At 62.7% G+C, this 13582-nt stretch carries 8 protein-coding genes; 3 read left to right on the top strand and 5 right to left on the bottom strand.

Annotated elements, in window-relative coordinates; genetic code table 11:
• Positions 1-251: 251 nt before the first annotated feature.
• The 3 genes from ACIPW4_RS24355 to nirD all read left to right on the top strand — a co-directional run bounded on the left by ACIPW4_RS24355 (position 252) and on the right by nirD (position 7520).
• A complete protein-coding gene (locus tag ACIPW4_RS24355; protein ID WP_400662425.1) occupies positions 252-4262 on the top strand; it encodes a molybdopterin-dependent oxidoreductase in 4011 nt (1336 codons plus the stop codon).
• A 346-nt stretch (positions 4263-4608) separates the two neighbouring features.
• The gene (gene nirB, locus ACIPW4_RS24360) at positions 4609-7158 is read left to right on the top strand and encodes a nitrite reductase large subunit NirB (RefSeq protein ID WP_400662428.1); all 2550 of its coding nucleotides are present in this window, start codon (positions 4609-4611) and stop codon (positions 7156-7158) included.
• Positions 7158-7520 carry a nitrite reductase small subunit NirD gene (gene nirD / locus ACIPW4_RS24365; RefSeq protein WP_400662431.1) on the top strand — a complete coding sequence of 121 codons (363 nt, stop codon included), beginning with the start codon at positions 7158-7160 and terminating at the stop codon, positions 7518-7520. Before nirB ends, nirD begins: the two co-directional genes overlap by 1 nt.
• 134 nt (positions 7521-7654) lie before the next feature.
• On the opposite strand, the gene ACIPW4_RS24370 is transcribed toward nirD, so the two are convergent.
• The 5 genes from ACIPW4_RS24370 to ACIPW4_RS24390 form a co-directional block, all read right to left on the bottom strand.
• The gene (locus ACIPW4_RS24370) at positions 7655-7912 is read right to left on the bottom strand and encodes a PAAR domain-containing protein (RefSeq protein WP_400662434.1); all 258 of its coding nucleotides are present in this window, start codon (positions 7910-7912) and stop codon (positions 7655-7657) included.
• Positions 7909-8712, bottom strand: a complete 804-nt coding sequence (locus ACIPW4_RS24375; RefSeq protein WP_400662436.1) for a DUF6708 domain-containing protein — start codon at positions 8710-8712, stop codon at positions 7909-7911. The genes ACIPW4_RS24370 and ACIPW4_RS24375 overlap by 4 nt, the downstream gene beginning before the upstream one ends.
• Positions 8709-11906 carry a T6SS effector BTH_I2691 family protein gene (locus ACIPW4_RS24380; protein WP_400662439.1) on the bottom strand — a complete coding sequence of 1066 codons (3198 nt, stop codon included), beginning with the start codon at positions 11904-11906 and terminating at the stop codon, positions 8709-8711. Before ACIPW4_RS24380 ends, ACIPW4_RS24375 begins: the two co-directional genes overlap by 4 nt.
• On the bottom strand, positions 11903-12817 hold the full coding sequence (locus ACIPW4_RS24385; protein WP_400662441.1) for a hypothetical protein: 915 nt from the start codon (positions 12815-12817) through the stop codon (positions 11903-11905). Before ACIPW4_RS24385 ends, ACIPW4_RS24380 begins: the two co-directional genes overlap by 4 nt.
• Positions 12814-13582 (bottom strand): type VI secretion system Vgr family protein (locus tag ACIPW4_RS24390; RefSeq protein ID WP_400662443.1); only part of this gene is annotated, 769 nt, incomplete at its 5' end. The genes ACIPW4_RS24390 and ACIPW4_RS24385, both read right to left, overlap by 4 nt.

Consider the following 13582-nt stretch of genomic DNA (forward strand, 5'->3'; position numbering starts at 1 on the left):
TGCCGGCCCATTCGCGGGCACGCCCGCTCCCACAGGTACTGCGCAGTCTTCAAACCCGTGGTGATCCTGTGGGAGCGGGCGTGCCCGCGAAGAGGCCGGCACAGCTGGCCCACTAATTGCAATTTGACTGCTATCCAGGGCTATCAACGTCGACAGCCCAGAAACTCACGACAAAGGCGCCGTGTTGCCCCGCTTGCCATGCAAGCCCGGGCAGCCGGCGCCTTTTGCGTTCCTGAAAGGGGAGACCGCCCATGTCCACCCGCGAAGTCCGCAGCGTCTGCCCCTACTGTGGCGTCGGTTGCGGCATCGTCATGAGCGTCGCCGATGGCAAGGTCAGCAAGATCAGCGGCGACAAGCAGCACCCCAGCAACTTCGGCCGCCTGTGCACCAAGGGCCTTACCGCGCATCTGCCGCTGACCGCCGCCGGGCGCATGGAGGACGCCTACGTGCGCCAGCAGCGCAACCTGCCGCCGGCACGCAGCAGCATGGACCAGGCCATTGTCCAGGCCGGCGAGCGCCTGCGCAGCATCATCGACCAGCACGGCGCGGACGCGGTGGCGCTGTACGTGTCCGGGCAGATGTCGCTGGAGGCCCAGTACCTGGCCAACAAACTGGCCAAAGGCTTCATCCGCACCCGTCATATCGAATCCAATTCGCGGCTGTGCATGGCCAGCGCTGGCAGCGGCTACAAGCTGTCGCTTGGCGCCGATGGCCCGCCCGGTAGCTACCAGGATTTCGAACGCGCCGACGTGTTCCTGGTGATCGGCGCGAACATGGCCGACTGCCACCCGATCCTGTTCTTGCGCCTGCTCGACCGGGTCAAGGCTGGTGCCAGACTCATCGTCGTCGATCCGCGGCGCACCGCCACCGCCGACAAGGCCGACCTGTTCCTGCAAGTGCGCCCCGGCACTGACATGGCCCTGCTCAACGGCCTGCTGCACCTGCTGCTGCACAACGGCCATACCAATCCCGACTTCATCGCCCGTCACACTGAAGGCTGGGGCGAGTTGCCGGCTTTTCTCGACGATTACACCCCCGAGCGCGTGGCCGCCATCACCGGCCTGAGCGAAGCCGGCATCCGCCAGGCTGCAGAATGGATCGGCACGGCGAGGGAGTGGATGAGCTGCTGGACCATGGGCCTCAACCAGAGTGTGCACGGCACCTGGCACAGCAACGCCCTGTGCAACCTGCACCTGGCCACCGGCGCCATCTGCCGCCCGGGCAGTGGGCCGTTTTCGCTGACCGGCCAGCCCAATGCCATGGGCGGCCGCGAGATGGGCTACATGGGCCCGGGCCTGCCGGGGCAACGTTCGGCGTTGGTGGACACGGATCGCGCGTTCGTCGAGCAGCAGTGGGGCTTGCAGGCGGGCAGCCTGCGCAGCGAAGGGGGCGAGGGCACGATCGCACTTTTCGAGCAGATGAAGGCCGGCGAGGTTAAAGCCTGCTGGGTCATCTGCAGCAACCCGGTGGCCAGCGTCGCCAACCGCCAGCAGGTGATCGACGGCCTGTGCCAGGCCGAGCTGGTGATCACTCAGGACGCCTTTCTCGACACCGAGACCAACCGCTACGCCGATATCCTGCTACCCGCTGCCCTGTGGGCCGAAGGCGAGGGCGTGATGATCAACAGCGAGCGCAACCTGACGCTGATGCCCCGGGCGATCCAGGCCCCGGGCCAGAGCCTGGCGGACTGGGAGATCATCGCCCGGGTCGCCTGCGCAATGGGCTACGCCGAAGCCTTCGACTACCCCGACGCCGAGGCGGTATACGACGAAATCCGGCGTTTCTGGAACCCGGCCACCGGCTATGACTTGCGCGGGATCGGTTATGAGCAGCTGCGCCACAGCCCAAGGCAGTGGCCCTGCGCGCCGGGCCGCGAAGATGACCGCAGCCCGCTGCGCTACCTGAACGATGGCAGCAGCCAGACACTGTTGCGCGACCCCCAGGGCAATGTGCCTGGCCTGGCGTTCCCCACCGCCAGCGGCAAAGCGCGCTTCTTCGCCCGGCCCTGGCTGCCGGCGGCCGAGCTGCCGGACGCCGACTACCCGCTGGTGCTCAACACCGGCCGGGTGCAGCACCAGTGGCACACCCTGACCAAGACCGGCAAGGTGTCGGCGCTGAACAAGCTGGAGCCCGGCCCCTTCGTTGAAATCCACCCCGATGATGCTGCCCGCCTGGGCATCGCCGACAAGGACCAGATCGCCATCCGCTCACGACGCGGCCAGGCCGTGATGCCTGCGCGCATCAGTGACCGGGTCATGCCCGGCAACTGCTTTGCACCGTTCCACTGGAACGACCTGATCGGCGAGCAGTTGGCGATCAATGCCGTGACCTGCGACGCGGTCGACCCGCTGTCGCTGCAGCCAGCCTTCAAGCACTGTGCCGTAGCCCTGGAGCGGGTCGCTGGCGAGCGCATCGATGCCCTTGAACTCAACACCGCCCTCCCGGAGCCTGCCCGCATGCCGACCGCGACCCTGTCCCGCCTGCTTGGCCTGGATACCCTGCCAGCGCCAGTGCTGGCAGATGACGAGCGTCATTACCTGCAAGGCTTTCTGCTCGGCCTCGACCAGGCGCGTGCCGAGGGCGTGCCCCGCCTGCCGGCCAGCGCGCCGCTGGCCGCATCCCGGCGGCTGTTCGTCGATGGCCTGCTGGCCGGTTTGTTCGCGCAGCCAGCCGCCACGCCCGCCATCGCCGCGCCGCGCCACCAGGTGTTGTGGGCCTCGCAAACCGGCAACGGCGAGGCGCTGGCCGAACGTTGTGCCGAGCGCCTGCGCGGCGCCGGTCTCGACGTGGTGCTCAACTGCATGGAGGCGGTCAGCCCCTGCCAGCTGCAAGGTGCCGCCAGTGTGGTGCTGATCACCAGCACCTTCGGCGACGGTGACGCGCCCGACAGTGCCACGGCGTTCTGGCAGGCACTGCAAGGCGAGCAGGGCACCTGTTACGCGCAGCTGCCTTACGCTGTGCTGGCGCTGGGGGACTCCAGCTACGACCAGTTCTGCGGCTTTGGCCGCAAGCTCGACCAGCGTCTGGCCGAACTGGGTGGGCGCCGCTTGCTGCAACGGGTCGATTGCGAACCGGATTTCGATGAGGCCTTCGCCGCCTGGCTCGAAGCCCTGTTGCCGGAGCTTGGCAGTGCGGGCTCACCTGCACCGGTCAGTGAACCCGCGCCCGTGGCGAGCTACAGCAAGCAGCAGCCGTATTCGGCCCCGCTGGTTGCCAATCGGCTGCTCAACGGTCCGGGCGCGAGCAAGGAAACCCGTCAGCTGGTGTTCGACCTGTCTGGCAGCGGTTTCACCTACGCCGCTGGCGATGCCTTGGGTGTATGGCCGCGCAACTGCCCGGCATTGGTCGAGGAACTGCTGGTGCTGATGCACCTCGATGGCCAGGTGCGGGTGGAGTTGAAGGGGCAGTCGGCGATGTCACTGGCCGAGGCCCTGGAAACCCAGCTGGAAATCGCCAAGGTCACCCCACAGCAACTGCAGATGTTCAGCGCGCAGGCCGCCGACTTGCAGCGCCTGCTGCAACCCGAATGCAAGGCCGAGCTGCAGGACTGGTTGTGGGGGCGGCAGTTGGTCGATGTCCTGCGGGCGTTTCCTCAGCAATTGCCGTTGGCCACTTGGCTCGACCTGCTCAAGCCGCTCCAGCCGCGCCTGTATTCGATCAGCTCCAGCCCGCTGGCTCACCCGGAGCAGGTGCATCTGACCGTTTCTACTGTGCGTTATGGTGAGCGCAAGGGCGTGTGCTCTACCTTCCTCGCCGATCGCGCGGCATCACTGAAGGTGGCAATTTACCCGCAGGTGTCGAAGCACTTTCGCCTGCCCGAGGACAACGACGTGCCAGTGATCATGGTCGGGCCCGGCACCGGCATCGCACCATTTCGCGCCTTCCTCGAAGAGCGCGAGGCGCGGGGGGCCAAAGGGAGTAATTGGCTGTTCTTCGGCGAGCAGTATGCGGCCACCGATTTCTACTATCAGGAACAGCTCCAGGCCTGGCAGGCGAGCGGGCATCTGCGCCTGGACACGGCGTTCTCGCGGGACCAGGCCGCGAAGGTCTATGTGCAGCAGCGCATGCTCGAGCACGGCGCGCAGCTGTGGCAGTGGCTGGAGGCGGGGGCGTACTTCTATGTCTGTGGTGATGCCCAGCGCATGGCCAAGGACGTGGACGCGGCGTTGCGTGAGGTGATTGCCGTTCATGGGCGCGTGGATGCGGATGCCTATGTCGAGGCGTTGAGCAAGGCCAAGCGGTATCGGCGTGATGTGTATTGATGTGCTCCAGGTTGGGGAGCGCTGCACTTGAAATGTGCATTCTTGCATTTGCGCCTCATACCTGTAGGAGCGGCCTTGTGTCGCGAAAGGGCTGCGCAGCAGCCCCGGCGAAAGGGAGCACCGTTGACCGGGGGCCGCTGTGCGGCCCTTTCGCGACACAAGGCCGCTCCTACAAGCGATAGGGCCAGCACATGAAGCAGATTTGGCACAGTCCCTGCTTTACCCCTGATACAACAAAGCCCATTGATCAACGGCGATCAACCCGGGCCACCCACCGTGATGAATACAGGCAAAGGCGCCTGGAGCTTCGGCTCCAGGCGCTTTTTTTTTGATCGAGGATCGGCTTATGAAGGCAACAGCGAGCGGGCAACGAGAGCGACTGGTCATCGTCGGCAACGGCATGGTCGGCCACCATTGCGTGGAGCAACTGGTCGAACGCGGCGCCCTGGAGCGCTTCGAGCTGCACGTGTTCGGCGAAGAGCGCCAGCGTGCCTACGACCGCGTGCACCTGTCGGAGTATTTCGGCGGCAGCTGTGCCGAGACCTTGGCCCTGTGCGGACACGACTATTACGGCAACAACGGCGTGCACCTGCACCTGGGCGAAGCGGTACTGGAAATCGACCGTGAGCGCTGCGAAGTGGTGACTGCCAAGGGGCGTTACGGCTACGACCAACTGGTACTGGCCACCGGCTCCTATCCGTTCGTGCCGCCGATCGAAGGCTCCAGCGGCGATGCCCGCCTGGTCTACCGCACCCTCGATGATCTCGATGCCATTCGCACCGCTGCCAGCCAGGCGCGCCGTGGCGTAGTGGTCGGTGGCGGCCTGCTCGGCCTGGAAGCCGCCAATGCGTTGAAGTCCCTCGGGCTTGAGGCGCACGTGGTGGAGTTCGCCCCGCGCCTGATGCCGGTGCAGCTGGATGGCGAGGGCGGCGCGGCGCTCAAGGCGCAGATCGAAGCGCTGGGTGTGGGCGTGCACCTGTCGCGCGCCACCCAGTCGATCAGTGGCGGCGAAGCCTACCGCTACCGCATGAACTTCGACGGCGGCGACCACCTGGAAACCGACCTGATCGTGTTCTCTGCCGGCATCCGCCCGCAAGACGCCCTGGGCCGTGCCTGCGGCCTGGAGATCGCCGCACGCGGTGGCGTGGTGATCGACAACCATTGCCGCAGCAGCGACCCGCGCATCTTCGCCATCGGCGAATGCGCCTCGTGGAACGGCAGCGTGTTCGGCCTGGTCGCCCCGGGCTACAGCATGGCCCGCAACCTGGCAGCACTGCTGATGGGCGAAGCCGCCAGCGCATTCACCGGTGCCGACATGTCGACCAAGCTCAAGCTGCTGGGCGTGGATGTCGGCTCCATCGGCGATGCCCACGGTGCCACACCGGGTTCGCGCAGCTACCGCTTCATCGACGAGGCCAACAGTGCCTACCGCCGGCTGGTGGTGGATGCCAGCGGCAAGCACGTGCTCGGTGCGGTGCTGGTGGGCGATAACAGCTACTACGACACCCTGCTGCAGTACGCCCAGAACGGCATTGCCTTGCCGGCTGATCCGGCAGCGCTGATCCTGCCGCAGAGTGGCGGTGCTCCTGCACTCGGCGCCGACGCGCTGCCCGACAGCGCGACCATCTGCTCGTGCCACAACGTCAGCAAGGGCGCGGTGTGTGCGGCCATCGACAATGGCTGCGGCGATCTCGCTGCGGTCAAGGGCTGCACCAAGGCCGCCACCGGCTGTGGCGGTTGCGCGGCACTGCTCAAGCAGGTGTTCGAGCATGAGCTCACGGCCCGCGGCGTGACCGTCGACAAGAGCCTGTGCGAACACTTCGCCTACACCCGCCAGGAGCTCTACGGGCTGGTGCGGGTCGAGGGCATCCGTACCTTCAGCGAGCTGCTCGAACGCCACGGCAAGGGCCATGTCGGTTGCGACATCTGCAAGCCGGCGGTGGGCTCGATCCTCGCCTCGTGCTGGAACCAGCCGATCATGGACCCGGCGCTGGTGCCGCTGCAGGACACCAACGACACCTTCATGGCCAACATGCAGAAGAACGGCACCTACTCGGTGGTGCCGCGCATCCCGGGCGGCGAGATCACCCCGGACAAGCTGATCGTGATCGGCCAGGTGGCAAAAAAATACGACCTCTACACCAAGATCACCGGCGGCCAGCGCATCGACCTGTTCGGCGCCCAGCTGCACGAACTGCCGCTGATCTGGGGCGAGCTGATCGAAGCCGGCTTCGAGACCGGCCACGCCTACGGCAAGTCGACCCGTACCGTGAAGTCGTGCGTGGGCAGCACTTGGTGCCGTTATGGCGTGCAGGACAGCGTCGGCATGGCCCTGCGCCTTGAAGACCGCTACAAGGGCCTGCGCAGCCCGCACAAGCTCAAGTTCGCCGTCTCCGGCTGCACTCGCGAGTGCGCCGAGGCGCAGAGCAAGGACATTGGCGTGATCGCTACCGACAAGGGCTGGAACCTGTACGTCTGCGGCAACGGCGGCATGCGCCCGCGCCACGCCGAGCTGTTCGCCACCGACCTGGACGACGACACCCTGGTGCGCCTGATCGACCGCGTATTGATGTTCTACATCCGCACGGCCGACAAGCTGCAGCGCACCTCGGTCTGGCGCGAAAGCCTGGAAGGCGGACTGGACTACCTCAAGCAGGTGATCCTCGACGACAGCCTGGGCCTGGCGGCCGAGCTGGAGGCGCAGATGCAGCATGTGGTCGACCAGTATGAATGCGAGTGGGCCAACGCCCTCAACGACCCCGAGAAGCTCAAGCGCTTCCGCACCTTCGTCAACGACCGGCGCGCCGACCCGGACGTGCACTTCGTGCGCGAACGCGAACAACGCCGGCCGGCTGCACCACTGCACCTGATCCCAACCGTCGAGGAGGCTGTCTGATGAACCTGTCCAATGCTGCTGTGAAAACCCAAGTGAACTGGCAGGCGGTGTGCCAGGCCGATGACCTGGTGGCCGATTCCGGCGTGGTCGTGTGGCATGACGGGGCGCAGGTGGCGTTGTTCTACCTGCCCGGGCTGGAGCAGAGCCTGTATGCGCTGGACAACCGCGACCCGCGGTCCGGGGCCAACATCATCGGGCGTGGGCTGGTGGGTAGCTTGCAGGGGGAACTGGTGGTGGCGGCGCCCTTGTACAAGCAGCACTTCAGCCTGCAGAGCGGGGCGTGCCTGGAGGATGCCGGGCAGCGGTTGCGGGTGTGGCCGGTGCGGTTGAATGGCGGGACGGTGGAGCTGGCGGTGGCCTGATAAATCGCTGGGGGCGCTTTGCGCCCCTTTCGCGACACAAGGCCGCTCCTACAGGAAATCGCGTCCCGTTGTAGGAGCGGCCTTGTGTCGCGAGAGGGCCGCGGCGCGGCCCCCTTTATGTGTGGCCAGGCAGATCATTCAAGTAGCCAGCTAGCATCGCCTTCCTCCAGATACCCACCATGGTCGGTACGATCACCCTGGCGAGCCACGGCCTTGCCTCCGATCTGGTAGGCCGTAGAGCCGCTGACGATTACTGCCCCGCAACTAGTCCGGTCACAGACCCTGGCCACGGCCTTGCCGTTGAAGGTGTAGTTGGGACTGCCGGTTTCCACGACGCTTTTTCCGTGGATCGGGCAGGTGTGGGAGTGGCCGACGAGCACTACAGGTTTCATGGTCGTTCTCCTGGGGCGGGGGCGGTGCGGGACTCCAGGTCCATTTCGGCTGGCCATTGGACTTTGGGGGCAAGTTGATCAAAAGGGTTGGAGTGAATGCCCTCGTTCCAGTCCCAGGGTGGGTTGATGAAGCTGGGGAGAGCTTCTGAACCTTGGTGCATGAACAGCCTTGCTATATTCCAATACTGTTCGCCTTTTTTGATATCGTCGGTAAAGAAAAAACGATCAATTATCTCGTCGGCTCCGGGCTTGCTCACAGAAATTCGGACTTCTTCCTTTATGCCGCCATAACCCATGGGCGCATAAAATCGATAAACCTCGGCAGTTAGATTCTCCCAGTCGTAGGCAACGGGTTTAACTCCCCAGTTCTTACGGCCGAATGGGCGATATCGATCCATTCGATACTGGTAGAAATAGACTTTTCGGCGGTGCCTATTGAAACGAATTGGCTGGTCGCGTGGAAGTTCTAACTCAAAACGAATGTAGGGAGTGACTAGGAAAATCGAGGCTATGAATAGGGTCAATGTTACGCTCGCAAGAGCGATATTGAGTTCAGGTGTTCCGCTGAAGTCATAAAATAGTTCGAATACTGTTTCCAAGGTGGCCAGTAAAATTAAAATTGGCCCGATGGCGATCCAGTATCCCCTGAGCTTCAGTATGCGTCTGGGGATTTCCAGGTGGCTTTGACTAACTTGATTTGGGGGTGGGTCTAATTGATTGGAAATTGATTGCGGAAAAGCAGGGTCATCTGGAGAGGGCAGGTCATATTTCCAGCCAAGTCCGCGATGTGGAAGGCTCATTGTTTTGCCTCCTGATTTTTAACTTCTGCGACCGCGGATGGAATATTTCGGTTTGGCCAGTAAGCTGCAACAAGGGTGGCAGACACAATGTTGTGTCTTCCAATATCAGGAGCGAGCTCTACACTTCCAGAGATGATTTTTAATACGTGGGTGTCGTATGGTTGCGTGGGCTTTTGGTTGATGTTTGTTATTTCAATGGTGTTTGCCAGGTAGTCTGGAATGCTTGGACGTTTCGAGGGCTGTAGCGATGCGTACCCTGAGGTTGCTGTGGTCTGGGAGGGAACGAAATGCTGTTGGCTTGCAATGACTTCACCTCCTGTGTGATTTGGTGGGTTTCCGTCGTCTGAGCGATGAACTATTAGAGCCCAATGGTAACTGGAGGCGCTTTCTGTGAATTGAGGAAGCATGATTCTGAATTTCAGTGTTGTTTTGGTTTCAAGGTTGACAAGGCCGCCTATTTTGGAGCTTGTTGCGTGGTCTGCTCTGAAGGTTTCGAATTCTAGTCCGCTGTTGAGGCCCAGTGTGCAAGCGTTCAATTCGGAAATTGCGATGTCCGCGTGATTGGGCGAGTTCCAATGAATGGGTGGTGATTCGTTGGCGTGGCCGAAATAACAGCGCCTAGCCCACCGCTCCAAAGGTGTCGACTCGTTATCCGCGGCTTTTTTCATCAGGATGTATGTGGAAAAGCCAAGAATTATGGCGATACCTAAAGGGCCCATCATGATTGGGTAGAATACGGCGGCGGTTGAGAAGGCAGTGCTGAATATTCCCACAACGAAAGTGCGCCTGTACCATTTGAATGAGGTTTCGTCGCCGGACGTGTTGCTACGCCTCATTGCGAGCAATGCCTGGGTTGCGTCAAATAGACCAGTGACGGCACCGATGACTGCCCCGGTTTTCACAATTGCGCGACCAATGGAGAATTTACTTCCTATGCTCGCTCTGTGCGGCATCAATAAACCCAGGAGTTCAGCTCCTCCGCCAAGGACACCTAAACTCGATCCGTAAAGTGCCATCATGGCCTCATTCGACTTCGAGCCGATTTCTTCCTCCGCTTTCTTGAGATTCTTTTCAAGGCTGTCGCTCATCAAGTAAAGCCCACCCAACGAAACCAGCAACTCCCAGCCTTTTCCCGTTCCTCGTAGTCCAGTGAAACTGTCGCGTACCAACTGCGATGCTTGGCCCGCACTGATCTTCATGCCATTCAATGACTTCCGCGCCTCCAGTTCCAGCGTCCCCGCAGCCACCTTGATGTCCACCAACGCCATCTTCGAGGCGTCATTCAGCTGGTTGACGTTCAGCTTCACTTCTCTGGCCAACCGCTCATGCAGTTCATACGCCGTGCCTTCGACCCAGACGCTGACCGGGATCACCTGATGCGCGACCTTCGGGTCGAGCACGGCAAGGCTCAGCAGCCCGGTCTGGATGATCGGTTTGACCTTGCGCGCTCCGTTCTCCACGCCAGCTTGCAGTTCGTCGAGGGACAACATCATGCCTTCCCGCGCCTTGGCCAGTTTCTCGCTGGCGCCGTTCTGCAGTTCACGCAGGTGCGCGCTTTGCAGGGCGTAGTACTCACCCAGCTTCATCTGCACCTGCAGTTCGATGAGGTGCACACCGTTGTAAACCCGCTGGCTGGCACTGTTCAGGTGCCGCACAGCCTGCTGAATGCCGGGGTCGAGCTGCACTTGAAGGCGCAGACTGGCGGCGTTTACCGCGCCCTGCAGTTCGGTGATGGCCTGCTTGAGCGAGTCACGCAGTTTGAAGCCAATGTCATCACTGGCGATGAAACTGCTCAAGACGTTGTAGAGCTTTTCGCTGTCATTCCAGCTGGTCGGCTCGGTCGCCGAGAAGCTTGGCAGTAGCGCTGCCATCAAGGGCCCGTCGCGCAGCAGCAGGGCGCGATAGGGTGGGCTGTTCGGGTCTTGTAGCCATTTCAGCCACAGCGCTTCGCTGGTATGGGGGGCTGGCGGGGATGGCTCCGCACCTGGTCGTACAGCTTCGGTGATCCCGCCTGTCAGACAGGCGGCCATGGTCTTGCTGTAAGCGATACCCGATTCACGGTCCCGGCCGTCGTAGTCGTGCCGCTCGATGAGGGCGAAGGCCGCGCTCTCGCAGAGCTTCGCATAGGTGCTGGCATGCCGGTCGATGAAGCCCTGGAAGCGGGCTTCCTCTTGTTCATACTCCGCTTGGAACGCCGCGCGCCGGGGTTCGTCATAGCGCTCCTCCAAGTTCTCATCACTTTTAAGCTGACGCTTCTCGACCACACGCTGTCGTACCACCTCGGGATCGTTGAACACCGGTAGCCTGTCTCTGATCTGTGGCTCGACCGTCGGCACTTCCTGCGCCGCCCACTCGCGCTGGGTAGCGCGGATGATCTGCAGAATCTGCGAGGTCTGCAGCTGGTAGGCACGCAGCGGGTCCTCGCGCCAGGCCTGGCGTTTGACCACCCAGTTCAGGCGCTGGTGGTTATATTCCTGGATCAGGCCGACCGTGTCGTTGATCACCACCGCGAGCACACCGTTCTCCAGCTTGTGCTGGGCGATGGCGTTGGTCAGGTACCCGCGCAGGGCGGTCTTGCGCAGGAACCGGCTGTGAAAACCATGAGCGCTGTCGAACGGACCGTTAAGCTGCTGGGCATATTCGAATACCTGACGGTCAACCTGAAGATTGTCCGGGGTCATGGCCAGGCCCAGCAGCTCAGGATTGTTGCGCGCCTGGATCAGGTCCAGGCCCTCGAAGCGGTGCGCGGGGCCCCGGCCGCTTTTGTAGGCCTGCAGCACGCTGATTGGCCAGGGATCGCTGGAAAACGCCAGCCAGGCCGAGCCGTAAGTGTCGGTGTCGATGTTGAGGAAGGACGAGGGGATGTCGTGATCCTCATGCACGCAGTACTCGGGCAGGGACGGTGGCGGCCCTGGATTCGGTTCGTAGGGATCGAAGCGACGCAGGTGACCTTGAGCAGTGACTTCGTAGGCATGCCAGATGCGCTGGTCGAGCAGCACGTAGAGGTAGCCGCTGCGCAAGGTGCGCAGGCCCATGCGGGTTTGCGTGACGGGGTCGCTGCCGGGTCGGGTATCGGGGACCACGGCGTGGCGCAGGGGGAGGATGGGCAGGCCCTGGCGCTGGCAGGCTTTGCAGGGGCTCAGGAGGAAGTCGACTTCGGCGACTGCATTGGCAATGTCTTGAGTGATGCTCATGGGTGAGCCTCTGGCTGGGGAGTGGCTGCAACCAGGCGTTGCCAGCTCGAATCGGTAAAATGCGCGAACATCTCGGCGAGAGGCCGTGGCTGACGGATGGCCATGTCGATCATGTCGCGTACGGCTTTCTGGGTATGCAGGCGCGGGTGCAGCCGTAGCAGGTGAAGGGTCATTACCAGGATGTCCTGCTCGACCTTCAGGCCAAGCCCGCGCGCGTCATCGAGATGGTTGGATGCCCGCACGGCAGCAAATGGTGGGATCTCGCGGGCACCGGGAAACGCAGGCAATGTCCTCCAGGCGGCTAACACGGCCTCGATCAGCGCAGCGTCCTGCTGGACACTGATGGCGCCCGCAGGCAAACCACGCCGGTTATGGCGCTGACCTTTCAGGCTCGCCAGGCTGCCGCCACTGGTCACGAACACCCAGCGCTCGATCGGCCACCACGGTCCCTGTTCTGCACGCTCGTACAGCGCGACCAGCAGCTCCAGGCGCAGCGGCTCGTAAACGGGGTGAAACGACGTCGCTCCGGATGCTTCGGGAAAACGACACAGCGCGGTCAGGTGGGCTGCAATGGCAGGGGGCGCCGCTTCACTGAGCAGCCAGCCGCAGACCTGGCGCTTGCGACGATGCAGGTCGTGTTCTGCAGCTTGTGCCGTCAGCGCCAACAGCGCCGCGTCAGGCACGCTGCCGGGTGAGCCCAGGCACACGAGCACGGGATGCGATCCGGCAGAATGGGGTAGGTCAGGCCGAACCACGCGTGTCATCGCACTGTCGCCCACTACCGATTTCAGGCTTGCGAATAATGAGTGCTCGCTGGCTTCCGGGACTGCCAGCGGGTCCAGCAGCACATAACTGTACTGCTCGGGGCGGTGTTGCTCGATGATGAGTTCGACCAAGGCTTTACTGTTCATCGGCCTTTTTCCTCGCACCCATCGCTGTCATTGGCGAGCAGATCCAGGGTCAGCGTGTTTCCCGATCCCTCTGTGGCCGCTTTGGTCGGACCGAGCAACGTGAGTGTCAGGCCGTTCAGGGTGATACCTTGCTGATCCAGCACGATGCTGCCGCCGGGGCTTCTGAACTCGATGCGCTCACTGGCCTGCAGTTGATAGACGGTGGTTTGCTTGTTCACACCTGCGCCGACGTTGATCAGTCGTCGCCCTTTGATGTGCAACTCGCTGTGCCCACCGATGGCGACATGGTGATTGGCACCTGTGGTTTCACGATGGTCATTTTCGACTTGCTCGATCAGGTCCTTGCCGATGTCAACCTGGCTGCTACGCCCGACCCGAAGCGTACGGTCGCGCCCGGTTTCCTGGAGCAGGTCATTACCCACTTTCAGCTGTTCGTCATTGCCCACCTGCTCGACGCGGTTACGCCCGACACGGGTGGTTTCGTCGTGCTTGACCACATTGTTCTGGTCCCGCTCGGCATGGATGAACACCTCTTGCCGGCCCAGCTCATCCTCGAAACGCAGCTCGTTGAAGCCATCGCCCTTGTGTGTCTGGCTCTTGATGGTCATGCGGGTCTTGTGTTCCGGCAGGTCGTACGGCGGCAGCTGGTTACCGCAGTAAGTACGCCCGGTGATGATCGGCTGGTCGGGGTCACCGTTGACGTACTGGACGATCACGTCCTGGCCGATGCGCGGGATGGCCATCGAGCCCCAACTGCCGCCGGCC

Origin of the sequence: Pseudomonas sp. NPDC089996 (assembly GCF_044748405.1) — a bacterium.
Taxonomy (GTDB): Bacteria; Pseudomonadota; Gammaproteobacteria; order Pseudomonadales; family Pseudomonadaceae; genus Aquipseudomonas.